Genomic DNA, 17,147 nt, shown 5'->3' with positions numbered 1-17,147 from the left:
CAAGCTTTGAATAGTCGAGTTTAGAAGGAAAATAATGAAGCGCGTCGATGGCTATGTGGTTGACACTATCTATCCTATGTTTTTTTATCCAGAGATGCAGCCAATTTGGCTGAGTACAATCAGCCAATTTCAAGGTTATATAGCGCCAGATATATCTCAAAATTTTCGATATTTAGAGTTAGGTTGTGGTTGTGGTCTTAACTTGATTGTGGCAGCAATTGCAAATCCGCACGCTGAGTTTGTCGGAGTGGATTTTAATGACAAAAACATACAACGAGCTACAGAGCTTGCTCAATCCTTACAGTTAAGCAATATAAGATTCTTAAATATAGACTTTGAAAAATTTAACAAAAATAATAATGAAGTGTTTGATTTCATTGTCTGTCATGGAGTGTATTCTTGGGTTTCTGAACACAATCAATATTTTATTAGGCAGATTCTAGATAAATCTTTAAAGGACCAAGGGCTATTCTATTTACACTATATGTGCTTTCCTGGATCCGCTACTTTACAGCCTATTCAAAAAATCTTTAACTTGGTTGATAAAAATACGTCTCAGCAATCTGCTCAAAGTATTGAATTGTCTACAGCACTAGTGAGTGAATTAAATCGGAGAGGCGCTTTTATTGGATATGACAAAATACAAGGAATTGTGAATACATTAAAAAATGATACCAATTATCTCGCTCACGAACTTTTAACTGATTATTGGCAACCCCTTTATAGTGTAGATGTACATGAGATTTTAAAGATCGAAGCTGATCTATCATATATTGGGAGTGCAGTTCCAACTGAAAACTTAGATTCGCTTAGCATTCCAATCGACTTGCAACAGTTGATATCAGATGTGAATATTTCGAATACAAAAGAGTATCTAAAAGATATTGCTCGGGATTCAAAGCAGCGTATGGATTTGTTTCAAAAAAAATTAGTGAATTACCGTTTTGAAGACCATTTAGGAATTTTACATAAGATTAGATTAGATCTTATTCTTAACAATCAGCGATTGGATAATATTAATTTAAAAACATCAATTGGCCCAATTCAAGCTCCGAAGGAGGTGATCAGTGCCATTATTGAAAGTTTAAGAACAGGTTCTAAAACTTTTCAACAGTTACATCACCTTCCTTGTTTTCAGCAAAATTTAAAACTACTTGTTGAGAGTATATTTTTATTGATGAATTGCCATTATATCTATCCTATAAGCGAGCATAGAGAATCAAAGGACCTACGTAAAATAGAACGTCTCAATTCATGGCTGAGTGAGCATCAAATTGAGATTCAAATACCGACGACATATTTCTAATAAACCGCTCTAAGGAGCGGTTTTCTAATTAAGATGTGAGAATACTTAGTGCTGGTTCAGAATAGTAGAATTTTTCAAGATGTACACGTGCACGTTGTTTAAGGTGTTCACTAGAAATCATATGCTTAATTACGGGGCAGAGCAGAGCACTTAATTCATTTTGAACAAGGCTTTCGTTGATATTGATATCTTGCAAGATCAGATCGAAAGAGCGGTCTTGATTATGACAATACCACGTGTAAATACCATCGTGTACTTGTTGCTTTAGATATTCAGTTTGACGGAGGTGATCCCAAATATCATGTCCCATTGCCACAGTATTTGGTAGATCATTGATCTCAACATAGTTTTTAACAGCAGAGAGTGGGACTTGCTTTATTTTGTGCCAAAGATTGGCTTGGAAATGATATAGCTTATTGTCATCAAAGTGTTGGTTAATGACTTGTTCGCTAATTTGACTGATCTTGATAATATTTTTTTGAAGATAATGTTTGACCGTATCATCAAGATTGGAATCGGTGACACTTTCAAGAACTGATTTCCCCATTTTCATAAAGCGGCCGACACCGGGTACTTTTTTATTCATCACTGAATTATCAATATAATCCTGAATAGAATGATGGATTAACTCGGTGAGCATACTCGAAAATGCGGGATTGTTCACGATACGTTTAATCAGGGCTTGGCGGTGAGCGCTTTTAGATGAAATATAAAGTGCAATTCGATCAATGGTGTGAACCGAGATAATATCTTCGATTAGAGTCGTTTCGTTAAGCGGGTGAACCAACGCAAATCGAATATGCTCCGCAATCTGTTGAATGAGAGAATCAGTTGCAGGCGTATTTAGAATTTGTTTTTGAAGCAGCGCATTAATCGCCTCGAAAGACCAAATTTTCTTTAAAGGTTGTTTTCTAAACCATTGATAAAAATATAAAAATTCATTTTCAATAGTGTCATCTTGAGAAAATTCATGATCAAGAAATGCCAAATGAGCCTCAATCAACTGTTCGATTTTAGGATTTTTTTCCATGAAAATTCTCAATATCCTTAATTTGATGATGACGTTTTAACGGTATTCATCTTATTTAAAAAACTTAAGTAATGTTGCGCCACAAGATCAGGTGTTTCTACGATAGGTGTATGACCAATTTGATCTAATAGAATAGGGGGATGTGCTTTTTTTAAGGCGGTCCCTAATTCATGTGCAACTTCAACATTTACTATCTGATCTTGTTTTCCCCACAAAATCAATGTTTCAACCTCAATATTTTTTAACAATTGAGCAAATGATTCAACGGTGTACTGTTGATTGAGTTTAACAAGCTGATAAATCAGCTCAGATATATCCGCCGCGCGTTGAATAAGTGCTTGCTCTTGTTGTTTCTTGATTAAACTGGGTACGAAGGGAGCTTTATGCATGACTCTCTTAGAAACATAATTCAAGTCTCCAGGTTGTGAGATTAAAAGCTGCTTTAGATAAATTGGATTATTGAGAAAGAATGTTTTATTACTTCTGAATAATCCACCAGCACTGATCAGAAATAAACTTTTCATTTCTTGAGGATATTTAGCAGCATACATCAGTCCGATTGATCCACCGACAGAGTGACCCGCTAGATTAAGCTGGTTTTCAATGCGTAATGCTTCTGCAAAACGACGTAACTGTTCAGTCAGATGAGGAAGTGATAAGTCAAATCCCTTCGGTGTTAGCGTTTGTCCACTTCCAGGCAAGTCAACGATAATGACGCGATATTGCTGTGTGAGATTCCGAGCTACATGATTCCAACTGTCTCGGTTCATGCCTATACCATGAATTAACAGTAAGGCAGGTCGATCAGCAGGACCACCTTCACTATAAGACCACACAACATCACCGACGCGAATTGTTTTATTGGATAGTCCTGCCCAAGCACGTTCTTCATTTAAAACTTTTTGATAGTCGATGAATTCAACAGTATTTGCTCGGGTAGATGAGATGCCGAGGCTGAGCATTAACGTGAGTAAAATGCAAAATAAATGTTGATGCTTTAATGTGGGTAAAGGAAGATGAACAAACATGCAGGTGAAATCCCTTAAAACAGGGCGACATTATAATCAAGTGACTTTTATAAAGTAGTAGTTAAAAGTAAAAAACAAATCCTATTTTTGTGATAATTGGTTCTCGATTTATATAAGTTTTACTTCATAAACATAAATTTAAGCGCTGAATCAGCTGCTAAAGTGTTTAGTAAGGAATGATCATAATCATCAGATTTGAAGAAATTGAAGATATTTTTAGCAATTAACAAAAATTGTAACAGAGTTTAAATTTTGTCAGTGACAATCAAAAAGCACAGTATTAAAATTACCTCAAACCTTGATAAACCATGGATACAAGATGCTAACTGCACAAGAAGCTTTAGAACGTTTAAAAATTGGTAATCAACGTTTTGTTGAAGGTCAAACCAAGCATCAGCGATTATTGACGCATCATGAGCGTGCTCAGATGGCTGAAACTCAAGAGCCATTTGCGATTGTATTAGGATGTTCTGATTCACGTGTTCCAGCTGAAATGGTTTTTGATCAGGGCTTAGGTGATTTATTTGTTATTCGTGTAGCAGGCAATATCGTAGCTCCATCTCAAGTTGGAAGTGTGGAGTTTGCAGCCGAAAGTTTTAATTGTCCTTTAGTGATTGTATTGGGTCATACACATTGCGGCGCAATCGACTCAACGATTGAAGCATTACGTAATCCTCAACAACCGCCATCTGTTAATTTGATGTCTATTGTCAATCGCGTACGTCCATCAGTCGAAATTTTAATGCAAACTGAGTTAAAAGATGATTTGAAAAAGCTTTCAGTACACGCGGTTCGCTCAAATGTTTTTGCTTCAGTTAACCAGTTGCGCCATGGTTCTGCGGTGTTGGAAAACTTGATTGCACAAGGTAAATTAAAAGTTGTAGGTGCAGAATACTCACTTGAAACAGGTGAAGTTACATTCTTTGACTTCTAATATCAGCATTTTAAAAAAGCCAGCTTAAGCTGGCTTTTTTATTGATTGGGATTTATGGATCTATATGTCTATAACTTTATAGAGCGCCTTTAATATAAGGATATGCATTATTTAAGAGTTTAGGTTGAGCTTGTTCATTAGGATGAATCAGATCTTTTTGCATGAGTTTATTATTTCCAGCAACACCTTCTAGAAAAAAAGGGAGCAACTTCACATTAAATTGCTGGCTCACAACCCTATAATTATTTTCAAAGGCTTTGCTATAGGCTGAGCCGTAATTTGGAGGAATCTTCATGCCAAACATGAGGACTTTGGCATTAGATTTTTGGCTCAATTGAACTAATCGAGTTAGGTTTTGTTGAATCAATTTTGGAGGTTGACCTCTTAAACCGTCATTACCTCCCAATTCAATTACGACAATATCTGGTTTGTGTGTTTGAAGCAATTTGGGCAAACGTGCTAATGCACCACTGCTTGTTTCACCGCTGACACTTGCATTGACCACTCGATGTTGTTTCGGATACTGTTGATCAAGACGTTTTTGCAAAAGATTGACCCAACCTTTCTCGGTGGGTACGCCGTAACCAGCACTTAAACTATCACCAAGAATAAGGATAGTTTTTGCAAAGCTATTGATCGGTAAAAGAAACAGACAACTGCAGATAAATAAAAAGGCAGTTTTTCTCAACGTAACAATATTTAAACTTTGACTGATTTGCATAAAGGCTTTCTATGGTTCGTAATGACTCAACTTCTTCAATCATGCCACAAGCGTTAATTTCTGCACAGCAATTGACACAAACGATACAGATCCAACAAAAAAAGTTGACGATTTTTGAGAATCTAAATCTACAAATTTATCCTGGCGAGCAAGTCGCAATCACAGGCAGATCGGGTTCTGGAAAATCTACACTGTTGGGAATTCTGGCGACATTAGATCAGCCAAGTTCAGGAACATTGTCGATTAATGGTATAGCAGTTGAGCAATTAAGCGAAGAGCAACGCGCTCAAATTAGACTTGAAAATATTGGTTTTGTATTTCAATCCTTTCAGCTTTTACCTTCTTTATCTGCGCTTGAAAATGTCATGTTACCGCTGAGAATTCAAAAGAATTTTGATTATGCCAAAGCAGAACAACAAGCCCTTTATTGGTTGAATAAAGTGGGTTTAGATCGTCAAAGTACTCAAACACCTAAAGTACTGTCTGGGGGAGAACAACAACGCGTAGCAATTGCACGCGCTTTAATTGCTGAGCCCAAAATTGTATTTGCGGATGAACCAACGGGAAATTTAGATGGGACGACAGCCCAGGAGACTGAACAGCTTTTATTTGATTTGAATCGGGAGCTGGGCACTACATTGGTTTTAGTCACCCATGATCAAAAGCTAGCACAAAAATGTGAGACGCATTATGAATTGATCAATGGTCAATTACAAAAAGTACAAGGTGCTTCAAGATCTGGAGAGCGTGTATGAGTGCGCTATTTAAACCTTTGTTGAAGCAAAGTTTTGCTAGCACAGGGATTTATTTGCTCATTTTTGCATTGAGTCTCGCGATTAGTGCGACAACCGCTTTAAAGTTCAGTAATGATCAGATTCAACAAGCTGTTTCATTGCAGGCTGCTAAGCTTCAAGCTGCAGATCTAGTGTTGAGTGATCAATATCCGCTCAATGAAAAATTTAAACAGAAGGCAAGTCAATTCAATCTACAACAGTCCCAAGTGACAGTTTTTGGTTCAATGGCACATACTGATGAACAATTTGTCATGGTGAATGTCAAAGCGATTGAGTCCAATTTTCCGCTACGTGGTGAACTCATTATTCAACCTGATCAGACTGCTATTCGGTCAGGAGAGGTATGGCTGAGTCAACGTGCTTTAGATTTATTAAATGTTAAAATAGGGGAGAGGGTTCAAATCGCAGATGCGAGTTTTACAGTCACAGGAGTCATTGAAAAGGATTCTAACCAAGAACTCGGATTTTCAGCCTTTTCACCTACAGTGATCATTTCACAATCTGATGTTGCGGCAACCAATGCGATTCAGCCTGGTAGTCGTATCGAATATCGTCTGCTTATGTCTGGTGAGCCGAATAGACTTAATGAGTTTACGGCTTATTTTGATCAGCTCCATCCTAAAAAAATGATTGAACCAAATGCAGATGATCAGCAAGCAATGGAAACCCAAAGCTCAATTCGCTTGAGAACTGCGGATGAGGCGAATACCCGCTTGATGCGTCCAATTGAAAATCTAGATACTTTTTTACAGCTTGCAAACATTCTTACAATTTTACTGTGCAGTATTGCAATTGCGTTGACCAGTCAACGGTACGTTCAACAAAATCAAGATCATGTTGCTTTAATGAGATGTATGGGGGCTGCAAAGTTCCAAATTCTTAAGAACTATATTGCATTGCTTATGATTGCCGTCGCAATTTCGATGTTCATCGGTACTGGATTAGGGATTGGTCTAGGCTATATTTTATTACAGTTTATGTTACAACTGATTCCGCATTTAGACATCCAATTTAGCTTGTTTGATTTGGTTCTGGGTCCTTTGCCGATTGCAATATTCACCAGTGTCATTGTGATGTTTGGATTTATTGTCCCAAGTTTGATGCAGCTCTTAAATACGCCTCCAATTCGAGTTATCCGTGAGGATGTTAAATCTACGCGTTCTCTCTTGACCTTATTGGGAGCGGGAGCTGTAAGTCTTATTTTATTTTGTATTTTGCTCACTCAAAATATACAGCTCTCATTGCTCGTCATCGGTACGATCCTCGCATTGTGTGCAAGTATGTTCAGCTTGGTTTGGTTGCTCTTAAAGATGATCAAATCTTTGAAAAATAGATGGTCAGCCTATGTGCGTGTACCTAATCAAACAGCACTTCAAATTACTGCACTTGCATTAGGTCTGAGCCTGATTACAGTTCTTGTGGTATTAAGGACGGATTTATTAGATCGTTGGCAGCAACAGTTACCTGAAGGTACGCCAAATCAATTTATCTATGGTCTTCCTCCATTTGAAGTTGAGCAATTTAAAGCTCAGATCGAAAAAGAAGGTTGGCCAAGTACCCCATTGTATCCGAATGTCCGCGGACGCCTAATTAAACATAATGGTCAGCCATTTTCAGAATCATTAAGAGCGCAAAATAACTCACTCAGACGAGAGTTGAATTTGACTCAAGCTCAAGGCTATCCAGAAGATAATGTCATTGTCAGTGGGCAGCCGCAATTGCAGCAGGTGGGAGATGTTTCTGTAGAGGCAAATCTTGCTGAAGAGTTAGGAATAAAAGTGGGTGATCAACTCAGTTTTAGCTTGCCAGAAGGGGAACTTCAAGCCAATGTTGTAAATTTAAGAACAGTCGAGTGGGAAAGCTTCAGTCCAAACTTTTTCTTCATTTTTTCACCGAATACGATGGATGAAAATGCTGGAAGTTATTTAGGAAGTTTTTTTGTACCTCAATATGAAAAATCCAAGTTAGTCAATCTAATTCAGCAGTTCTCAAATACTGTATTTATCGATGTTTCCTTAATTTTAGAGGAAATTAAAAACTTAGTATCTGTTCTGGTTCAGATTATTACCATTCTTGCGCTTCTCGTCAGTGTTTCAGGCTTTTTGGTGTTGATTGCTTGCATTAATTTATTGATGGATGAGCGAAAGCGAGAAGTCGCGATTTTAAGATCATTTGGCAGCTCAAAATCCAATTTGAAAAATATGCTGAGTTTAGAAATTGGATTTATCGGCTTTATGGCTGGCTTAGTATCGTGTTTTTTTGCTGAGGTCATCAGTGCGATCGCCAGTTATAAAATGGAGCTCGCAATACAACCGCATTGGGAAATCTGGGTGATTCTACCCATGAGCATGATGATCTTATGTGCGCTGATTGGTCGTTATCGTTTAAGCTACCTAACTGAGATTCCTCCATTAAAAAGCTTGCGCGAACTCAATCAATCATAAAATTTATGAGGTCTAAAAAATGCAATTGGAATTAATACGCCAATTGCATTTTCATTTGCTGCAAAATTTCAGCCCAAATGGGTTGTATTCCGCTCACTAAGCCTAAGTTATATTGATACATGAGCCAACATAAGAAGATGCCTAGAGGAAGTACCACGATGGTGGTGGTGAAGCCTAGTCTAAATCGTTGACCGATGTACCAACATAAAGCCATGACTGCACCCATCAACATTCCGCCAATATGCGCTGCATTATTTATTCCAGGGATCATGAATCCCATAGCAATATTTAATGCCAAGATGATCAGCAGCGATTTACGATCAAAGAGAAATTGTTGTTGTGGTAAAGGGGGAAAAAGAGATAAGAGTGTTAAAGCACCACCTAAACCCATAACGGCACCTGATGCACCTGCGGATACACGTGGAAATAAATCATGATTGACATGCTCCAATAGCTCGTAACTATTCCGAATATCAATCAGCCCACTGACCAAGCTTCCCATAATGCCTGCTAATAGATACAAGCCTAAAAAATAAACGTGTCCAAGTGTTTTCTCAGCGACATTGCCAAAGATATACAATGCCCACATATTGAGCATTAAATGAATAAGACCAAAATGAAAAAATGTACTGCTGAAGATTCGGAGGGGTTCCTCTAAATAAGTCAGCGGTGCATAATCAGCACCCCAGCGCAAAGCATCTATTGTTGCTGGGTTTGATACATCCACCCCGCTAAAGATTTGCCAGATAAAAAGTCCAACATTCAGTGTAATGAGTAAAAACGTAATCTGACTTAACGGTAGACGTGATTGGCTTTGAAATTGGGGTGGTTGCATTTCAGTCATGTCATTGTATTCTGTGATAGTGATATGGATTAAGGTCAAGCATGTACTACGCTAACAAAAGGAGCAACACACTGACATGAAAGCATTTATTGTTCGAACTTTATTGGTCATTGTCAGTATCATCCTTGTAATTCAACTATGGATTTTTTCAAGTCTTGCATGGTGGAGAACCAATGCTGTTGATACAACGATGCTCATGCGTTGGACATATTGGACCGACAGTTCGAAGCCTATTCAGCATCAATGGCGTGATTATGAGAATATCAGTGATCATCTGAAACGTGCGATTATTGCAGCTGAAGATGCGAAATTTATGCAACATCATGGTTTTGATTTTGATGGCATAAAACATGCTTTGGAAAGAAATAAAGAAAAAGAACAAGTGGTTGCGGGTGGATCTACTATTTCCCAACAGTTGTCCAAAAATCTATTTTTATTTAATAAGCGTTCTTTTTTGCGTAAAGGACAAGAGGCTGTCGCCACTGTCATGATGGAGCGTATGTGGTCAAAACAACGCATTCTTGAGGTATACATGAACTCCATTGAATTTGGAGATCATATCTTTGGTGTGGAAGCTGCAGCACGTCATTATTTTGGAAAATCTGCAAGCAGTCTAACACGTGAGCAAGCCGCATTTTTGGCAGCGATCCTGCCAAATCCGCGTTATTATCAACATCACCGACAAGATCGCAAACTCAAAAATAAACAGCGTATTATTTTGCGTTACATGAATGCTTCAAGAATTCCGTGAGATGTAATTGTCTAAAAACTTTCGTGAGATCAAAAATGCACAGTGATCATGCGCATTTTTTATGAAATTGTCATAAATTTGAAGCATACTTAAGAAAGATCTTTAGCATGCAGGTTTTGTGGTATGAATACCGCGATGACAAATACTCCAACTGAATATACTTATAATGAACGATATATCAATCGTGAACTTTCGATTTTAGATTTTCATCTTCGTGTTTTAGAACAAGCGGTTGATCCATTGCATCCATTGCTTGAGCGAATGAATTTCTTATTGATTTTTTCAAGAAATATGGACGAATTCTTTGAAATTCGTGTTGCGGGTGTTATGGAGCAATTGGAGCTCGGTAATGAAAGCCGTAGTCCAGATGGGTTAACACCAAAGCAAGTTCTTGAGAAAATTTCACAGACTGCGCATGCTGCAATAGAGCGCCAATATCGTATTTTGAATGATGAAATTTTTCCAAAATTACGTGAAGAAGATATCTGCTTCTTACGTCGTGGAGAGTTAACACCTGCTCAATCCCAATGGATTAAAAAATATTTTCAGGAACAAGTAGCGCCAGTACTTACTCCAATTAGTTTAGATCCAGCTCATCCATTCCCGCGTTTAGTCAATAAATCACTCAACTTTATCGTCACGCTAGAAGGTAAAGATGCTTTCGGACGACAGATTGATTTAGCTGTTGTTCCTGCGCCACGTTCTTTACCACGTGTGGTTCGTTTACCTGACGAGTTAACCGATGGTAAAGAACACCACGTGATGCTGTCAGCGATTATTCATGAGCATGTCTCTGATTTATTCCCAGGAATGACTGCGACAGGTTGCTATCAATTCCGTGTGACGCGAAATGCGGATTTAGCCCTTAATGAAGATGTCGAAGATTTGGCAAAAGCATTAAAAGGGGAGTTAAACTCTCGTCGATTTGGACGTGCTGTCCGTTTAGAAGTGACAGAAAATTGTCCAAAACATATTTATGATTATCTTCTCAACGAATTCGACTTACATGAAGAACAATTATATAAAGTTGATGGACCTGTAAACTTGGCGCGTTTAGTGTCTAATTTTAAACGTCCACATTTAAGATATGACTCCCATACGCCGGTCATTCCTAAAGTATTAAAGAAGTCTGAAAATGTTTTTTCTGCAATGAAGAAACAGGACATTCTTTTACATCATCCATTTGAATCATTTGCTCCAGTTATTAATTTATTACGTGAGGCAGCACGAGATCCACAAGTTTTAGCGATTAAGCAAACATTATATCGAAGTGGACCTGATTCTGAGATTGTTCAAGTGTTGGCTGAAGCTGCACGTAATGGTAAAGAAGTCACAGCTGTCATTGAACTTCGAGCGCGATTCGATGAAGAGTCAAATATTGCGGTAGCAAATGTTTTGCAAGAGGCTGGTGCTGTGGTGGTTTATGGCATCGTAGGCTATAAAACACATGCAAAAATGATTCTCGTTGTGCGCCGTGAAAATAATAAATTGGTTCGTTATGTGCACTTAGGTACAGGGAATTATCATGCAACCAATGCCCGGATCTATACCGATTACGGATTGATGACAACGGACAAAGAGCTTTGTGAAGATGTGCATCGTATATTCCAAGAGTTGACTGGAATGGGCAAAATGGCAAAATTGAAGAAATTACTTCATGCGCCATTTACGTTGCATACACAGTTAATTAGTTATATTGATGAAGAGATTGCTCACGCCAAAGCGGGCAAGCCAGCTCAGATTATCGTAAAAGTGAATGCGCTGACTGAAGTGCAACTGATTAATAAACTTTATGAAGCATCACAAGCTGGTGTGCAGATTGATTTAATCATACGTTCAATTTGTTGCTTAAGACCGGGTTTATCAGGTCTTTCTGAGAATATCCGTGTGCGCTCTATTGTTGGACGATTCTTAGAGCACACACGTGTGTATTATTTTGGAAATGCAGGGCAACCACGACTGTATTGTTCAAGCGCAGACTGGATGGATCGTAATTTATTTAATCGTGTTGAAGTTTGTTTCCCTGTTGAGGATCCAACTTTGAGAAAGCATATTTATCAACATGGTTTATTAAATTATATGAAAGATAATCAACAAGCTTGGTTGTTAAATGGTGATGGAACTTGGTCACGTGCGCAATGCGATGAAGGTGAGACTCCTCATAATGCGCAACATAAATTGCTTGAACTTTTTAAATCTTAAATGATTTTTATAAAAAAAGGAGCCAAATGGCTCCTTTTTTGTGATGGCTTATTAGCAAATATCAGCAGTAATGCGCTGTAGAATTTGTAAAAGGACATCAAATTCGCTTTGCAATGGCGTACTTTTACGCGTCACTAATGACAGAATGCGTGAAGGGGCATTCTCAATTGGTCGGATCACCAATTGATCATTATTTTTCAGCATATGTGTATTTACCGCAATCTGAGGTAGTAATGTAAAGCCCAGATTAGAACTCACCATTTCAACCAAGGTTGGTAATGAGCTCGCTTTAAGACGATGATCATTTTTGCGTTCACCGATAGGGCATACACTTAAAGTATGGTCTCTTAAGCAATGACCTTCTTCAAGTAACATGAGGTGTGTCAAATCAAGGTCTTCTAGAGATTTAGCTTGCGACGTTTTGTGGTCAGCTTTATTTGCAACTAAGTACAAACTCTCTTTCGCAACTTCAGCGACTTTTAAGCCACGTGTGTCGAATGGGAGCGCTAACATGATCATGTCTAAATTGCCATGTTCTAGCTTTTCAACCAAATGTTCACTCTGTGCTTCATGAAGATGTAGTTGAATTTTAGGCAGCTCTTTATGAACTTCTTCTAACAATTGCGACAAAATAAATGGTGCAATCGTTGGAATAATTCCTAAATGAAGATCACCAGTAAGTGGTTCGCTCATCTCACGGCTCAGTCGCATGAGATCTTGAGCATCTGCAAGAAGGACACGTGCTCGTGCAACCACTTGCTCACCGAGAGGGGTTAAACGTACATTTTGGCGATCACGTTCAACGAGAACGCCACCCAATAAACGCTCGAGCTCCATAATCCCGCCAGAAAGCGTAGACTGAGTAACGAATGAGCGACGTGCTGCTTCTGTAAAATGCAACGTCTCAGACAGAGTCACGAGATATGACAGCTGTCTTAGGGATGGTAATGCAGCCATAGTGTCCTAGTGTTTATCATTTAAAATGTTTTGCAAACAAACCACTCAGTTGTGGGATGAAATGCGCAGGAATATCATGCCCCATTCCTTCGATTAATTCAAACTTTGCGCCTGATATTGCTTTTGATACTGCCTTGCCGTGGCTAAAAGGGAGTAGACGATCCTTTGAACCATGTACAACCAGTGTTGGCTTTTGAATTTGCTTATCGATAGAAACTAATGAGCCTGTACATAATATTGCTAAAAACTGTTGAAGTACACCCGCTGGATGATAACTACGCTTATATAATTTACGCGCGTTTTGAATAACTTCCAATTGATTGACGTAACCAGGTGAACCAATCGTCTGAATGACTTTAATACTATGATTTACAATACCATCTTCATCATTCGATGCAGGGCGACCAATAAGACTAAATAATTGTTTTGGAAATGGTGGCGGAAGAAATGGCTGATTATTACTGGTAAATAATAATCCTAGTTTATCCACTTTTTCTGGATATTTTGCTGCCAAAATCTGTGCGATCATTCCCCCCATTGATGCACCAATAATATGCGCTTTTTCAAGACCTAATCGTTCAATGAGTAACGCTACATCTTCAGCCATATCATATAAATTGTAAGGAGAGCCTTGATTTCCTAAACCAAAAGCAAATCGACCCATAAGTTTAAATGTATTGAGGCGAGGTCCCTTGTGCTTAATTTTTGTTGAGAGCCCAATATCTCGGTTATCGAAACGAATGACTCTGAAACCTTGATCTATTAATGATTTGCAAAAAAAATCTGGCCAAAAAAGCATCTGTGCACCCAGTCCCATGATGAGAATAATCGTAGGATGTTCAGCCTTGCCACCAACTTCAATATGAAGGTCGATCCCATTGCCTAGACTTACTTTACTTTCTTGCATGAATGGAGCATAAGGTGAAACTTGATATTCTAGTGCGTTATTCATTTTTATTGTGTCCAAACTGAAAGGGTACTTTCATTTGAAAATACCCTAAATCTTTGAATAATTAAACGGCAGCTGGAATTAAATCCGGAACCAGTTTGGTCAATGTTAAACGTTGCTTCGCTGCTGTTGGTCCAAGTAGCACAAATCCACGAAGCGTTGATTCTTGGTCAAGTGCTTTAGCAATAATTCCGTCATCGAGTTCTTCAGTTTCCCAAGTTGCTTCTACACCTTGAGGTATAGGTAATACAGTCAGTGGTGCCGCAGGGGTTTTCACTGCGACTGGCATCGCTGGATAATGAACTTGTGTATTTTCACCAGACAATGTTTTAGCTAAAGCACGTGCTTGTTGCATAATTGGCATGACATACGGAAGCAGTAAACCATTTACTTCTGCACAATCACCTAATGCATAAATATCGGTCTTATTGGTTTCCATTAAAGTGTTAGTCACAATTCCACGGCTGGTATGGATTCCTGCTTCTTGTGCAACTGATGTATTTGGTTGCAGGCCAACAGCGGAAAGAACAACGTCAGCTGTAAAGCTCTGTCCATTTGCAAGCGTTACGGTATAGCTTTCGTCTGAATTTTTACTTACACGATCTACAGTGGTGCTTAATGCAAACTGAATACCTGTTTCTTCAAGATTTTGCTGGAAAGCATGTGCAACGTGTTCTGGTAGAAGGCGACCCAAAGGTTGTGGGGCAAGATCAATCACAGTCGCTTGATGACCAGTGTTCTGTAAATCGTTGGCAAACTCACACCCAATGAGGCCTGCACCTAAAATGACAACACGCTTGTCTTGTTTAAGGTCGAGCTTAGAGCGAAATTCACGATAATCAATCAGTGAGTTAACTACATGAATATCATCAGCGCCATCACCTGAAATGGCTAAACGAATAGGGTTAGCACCTACAGCTAATATTAATTTGCTGTATATAAGGTTTTCAGCTTGTCCATCTTTTGTGTAGGTCAATTGATGTTGATTTGCAGAAATTGAAGTTACAGTCGCATGATGAATAATTTGCATATTCAATTGCGCAGACATTTTCTCAGCATCACCTAAGGCAATTTGCTCTGGCGCTTTTTTACCTACAAGTGCATTAGATAAAGTTGGTTTTGCATAGTTCACCGCATCATCTGAGCAAATCATAACAAGTGCTTGTTCAGCATTCAGTTTGCGAAACTCTCGCGCTAATGTGTAACCTGCCATGCCAGAGCCAACAATGATGATCGGTTGCATAGTACTCTCCAATACTGATAATTTTTTTAGTAAATAAGAAAAAAGACCATATCAAAATGGTCTTTAAAGGAAATCTGTATTAGATTTCAATCATTTCAAAATCTGCTTTTGATACGCCGCAATCTGGGCAAGTCCAATCATCTGGAATATCTTCCCATTTAGTGCCTGCAGCAATGCCATCTTGTGGCCAGCCTTCTGCTTCGTCATAAATCCATCCACAAACGATGCATTGATATTTTTTCATTTGATTCTCCAAAAAATACTGACAATTCCATTTATTGGTGTCAGCCAAAATCTTTCTCACACCTAGACTCGAGTGATATGAATTTTTATCGTTCATATTCAAGCAAATTTTTACGCAGTTCGAGGTGGAAAGTAAAGTAAATAACGGAGTTTAGCTGACTAAAAGAGAAGCTGAATGGCAGATTAGGACAAAACGCATGCTAATTATGCTAATGCATGATAGGACTGAGCATTAAATCTTTGAAATATTTGCCAAAATTATATGTATTATGATTTAAAAAAATTGTCAGACTTTTGTCGCGTATTGATTTACTAGCTATTCATATAAAATTTATACTGTTTGTATTTTATACTTGTTATTTAATTAAAAAATGGTTTATTAAAAATCAATAAGTTATATTGGTTGGTATTTTTTCTTAGCTCATGTTTGCTATATTTTTTGTCAATAATTCGTTAAAATTCACGCATTCTTTTGTCTAATTTTTATCTCCTATGTCTACTTCTTTGTCTACATCATTGTGGTCACACATTCGTACGGTCCAAGATTTTCCAAAACCAGGAATTTGTTTCTTTGATTTAACTCCTTTGTTCATGCAGAGCATTGCACCTTTAACTGACGCCTTAATCGAAAGTATTCCTGCGGAGCAATTGGCAGAGGTAGAGAGTTTCGTTGCGGTTGAAGCACGTGGGTTTGTTTTGGCGAGTTTGTTGGCGCAACGTACTGGTAAGGGGTTGTTGTTGGTTCGTAAAGCTGGAAAATTACCACCACCAGTAATTGGTGTGGGCTATAGCCTTGAGTATGGCATGGACCGTTTAGAAATGTCTGCGGATGTACAGGCTCAAAAAGTGATTATTGTTGATGATGTATTGGCCACAGGTGGTACATTAAAAGCAGTTAAGCAATTGATGGATAAATGTCAGCACACTGTTTTAGGGGCGAGTATTTTCCTTGATTTGCCAGACTTACACGCGGATTTAGGAATGAATATTTGGTCTGTTTTGGACGATAAATCAAAACCTCAAATTTAAGTCGAAAAGCCTTGTGATTCACAAGGCTTTTTTAATGTGATTGATGATTTGAGTGGCTGACTAATCCGATCAGGTAATTCAGGCGATCAGGGTTTTCCAGTTGATGACGGCCACCAATAATACTTTCAACGTACATGTATGGCTCTAATAAGTCAGAGGTACTATGCATATCAATCAGTTCATCACCAAGTTCGATATAAGCGATTTGAGATGAGGTTTTGGATTGAAGCTCCTCAATTGTAATCGCTGGATAATCAGGATCAAAAGATGGCATTAGGCTCGGATTTGCAATCACAGCAGGAAGTTGAAATCGATTTGACATCTTTAATGCCCAGTAACCACCTAGACTATGTCCTACTAAAATGTCTGGTTTAATTTTCTCGATCATATCGATATAAAAACGTTCAACAGCAGCGTATTTTAAATTTCGATAATCAACATTAATGCAATATTTATTTTTAGAAAGAATTGCCTGAAACTTGGTAGATTCTCTTGAAGAATCTAATCCATGCATAAACAATACTTTAGGCTCTTGAGTGTTCATAAGTCATCATTAAATCCATTCTATTTTTTATGATTGTTGAAAGTATACTTTTCCACAATTTATAGGATGATTGTAGAGTGCTGTATTCAAAGTACAACTTAGCTTTTGGTCTAAGAAATGTTCAGACC

The 17,147-nt window shown here is 38.2% G+C and carries 16 protein-coding genes; 7 read left to right on the top strand and 9 right to left on the bottom strand.

The annotated features are described in order from the left end of the window. The first annotated feature begins 34 nt into the window (after positions 1-34). Entirely contained in the window at positions 35-1,306 is a 1,272-nt protein-coding gene (locus tag AC1M9C_RS12605; protein WP_481953816.1) for a class I SAM-dependent methyltransferase, read from the top strand. Positions 1,307-1,334: 28 nt separating this feature from the next. Here AC1M9C_RS12605 and AC1M9C_RS12600 read toward each other — a convergent pair whose 3' ends face one another. Both AC1M9C_RS12600 and AC1M9C_RS12595 read right to left on the bottom strand, forming a co-directional pair. Beyond that, positions 1,335-2,336 carry a hypothetical protein gene (locus AC1M9C_RS12600; protein WP_481953815.1) on the bottom strand — a complete coding sequence of 334 codons (1,002 nt, stop codon included), beginning with the start codon at positions 2,334-2,336 and terminating at the stop codon, positions 1,335-1,337. A gap of 17 nt (positions 2,337-2,353) precedes the next feature. Beyond that, positions 2,354-3,364 (bottom strand): alpha/beta fold hydrolase, encoded by a 1,011-nt coding sequence (locus AC1M9C_RS12595; protein WP_481953814.1) that lies wholly within the window; start codon positions 3,362-3,364, stop codon positions 2,354-2,356. 319 nt (positions 3,365-3,683) lie between these two features. On the opposite strand from AC1M9C_RS12595, the gene AC1M9C_RS12590 reads away from it, so the two are divergent. Beyond that, the gene (locus tag AC1M9C_RS12590; RefSeq protein ID WP_035266649.1) at positions 3,684-4,298 is read left to right on the top strand and encodes a carbonic anhydrase; all 615 of its coding nucleotides are present in this window, start codon (positions 3,684-3,686) and stop codon (positions 4,296-4,298) included. A gap of 76 nt (positions 4,299-4,374) precedes the next feature. On the opposite strand, the gene AC1M9C_RS12585 is transcribed toward AC1M9C_RS12590, so the two are convergent. Further along, positions 4,375-5,019, bottom strand: coding sequence for an arylesterase (locus tag AC1M9C_RS12585; RefSeq protein WP_481953813.1), 645 nt, complete (start codon positions 5,017-5,019; stop codon positions 4,375-4,377). Positions 5,020-5,060: 41 nt separating this feature from the next. Here AC1M9C_RS12585 and AC1M9C_RS12580 point away from each other — a divergent pair, with 41 nt between their 5' ends. Then, entirely contained in the window at positions 5,061-5,774 is a 714-nt protein-coding gene (locus tag AC1M9C_RS12580; protein WP_481586553.1) for an ABC transporter ATP-binding protein, read from the top strand. After that, positions 5,771-8,257, top strand: coding sequence for an ABC transporter permease (locus AC1M9C_RS12575; RefSeq protein WP_481586522.1), 2,487 nt, complete (start codon positions 5,771-5,773; stop codon positions 8,255-8,257). Before AC1M9C_RS12580 ends, AC1M9C_RS12575 begins: the two co-directional genes overlap by 4 nt. Positions 8,258-8,288: 31 nt before the next feature. Here AC1M9C_RS12575 and AC1M9C_RS12570 read toward each other — a convergent pair whose 3' ends face one another. Next, the gene (locus AC1M9C_RS12570) at positions 8,289-9,101 is read right to left on the bottom strand and encodes a rhomboid family intramembrane serine protease (RefSeq protein WP_481586521.1); all 813 of its coding nucleotides are present in this window, start codon (positions 9,099-9,101) and stop codon (positions 8,289-8,291) included. A 76-nt stretch (positions 9,102-9,177) separates the two neighbouring features. Between AC1M9C_RS12570 and mtgA the strand changes: the two genes are divergently transcribed. Next, on the top strand, positions 9,178-9,852 hold the full coding sequence (gene mtgA / locus AC1M9C_RS12565; RefSeq protein ID WP_035266660.1) for a monofunctional biosynthetic peptidoglycan transglycosylase: 675 nt from the start codon (positions 9,178-9,180) through the stop codon (positions 9,850-9,852). A 123-nt stretch (positions 9,853-9,975) separates the two neighbouring features. Further along, positions 9,976-12,054 (top strand): polyphosphate kinase 1, encoded by a 2,079-nt coding sequence (ppk1, locus tag AC1M9C_RS12560; RefSeq protein ID WP_481953812.1) that lies wholly within the window; start codon positions 9,976-9,978, stop codon positions 12,052-12,054. A 51-nt stretch (positions 12,055-12,105) separates the two neighbouring features. Here the strand turns inward: ppk1 and oxyR are convergent, their stop codons facing one another. The 4 genes from oxyR to rubA all read right to left on the bottom strand — a co-directional run bounded on the left by oxyR (position 12,106) and on the right by rubA (position 15,447). After that, a complete protein-coding gene (gene oxyR, locus AC1M9C_RS12555; protein WP_179997701.1) occupies positions 12,106-13,011 on the bottom strand; it encodes a LysR family transcriptional regulator OxyR in 906 nt (301 codons plus the stop codon). A gap of 16 nt (positions 13,012-13,027) precedes the next feature. Then, positions 13,028-13,963: an alpha/beta fold hydrolase gene (locus AC1M9C_RS12550; RefSeq protein ID WP_092766881.1), complete on the bottom strand. Its 936-nt coding sequence runs from the start codon at positions 13,961-13,963 to the stop codon at positions 13,028-13,030. A gap of 61 nt (positions 13,964-14,024) precedes the next feature. After that, the gene (locus AC1M9C_RS12545) at positions 14,025-15,203 is read right to left on the bottom strand and encodes an NAD(P)/FAD-dependent oxidoreductase (protein ID WP_481953811.1); all 1,179 of its coding nucleotides are present in this window, start codon (positions 15,201-15,203) and stop codon (positions 14,025-14,027) included. A gap of 79 nt (positions 15,204-15,282) precedes the next feature. Next, positions 15,283-15,447, bottom strand: a complete 165-nt coding sequence (gene rubA, locus AC1M9C_RS12540) for a rubredoxin RubA (protein WP_000760495.1) — start codon at positions 15,445-15,447, stop codon at positions 15,283-15,285. A gap of 491 nt (positions 15,448-15,938) precedes the next feature. On the opposite strand from rubA, the gene AC1M9C_RS12535 reads away from it, so the two are divergent. After that, complete coding sequence (locus AC1M9C_RS12535; RefSeq protein WP_035266671.1) at positions 15,939-16,475, top strand: adenine phosphoribosyltransferase; 537 nt, start codon at positions 15,939-15,941, stop codon at positions 16,473-16,475. Positions 16,476-16,506: 31 nt separating this feature from the next. Here AC1M9C_RS12535 and AC1M9C_RS12530 read toward each other — a convergent pair whose 3' ends face one another. Further along, a complete protein-coding gene (locus tag AC1M9C_RS12530; RefSeq protein ID WP_179997703.1) occupies positions 16,507-17,019 on the bottom strand; it encodes a YqiA/YcfP family alpha/beta fold hydrolase in 513 nt (170 codons plus the stop codon). Positions 17,020-17,147 lie beyond the last annotated feature (128 nt).

Source organism: Acinetobacter sp. 24-47-39, assembly GCF_056783825.1.
This window is presented reverse-complemented; position numbering and strand designations above follow the sequence as displayed.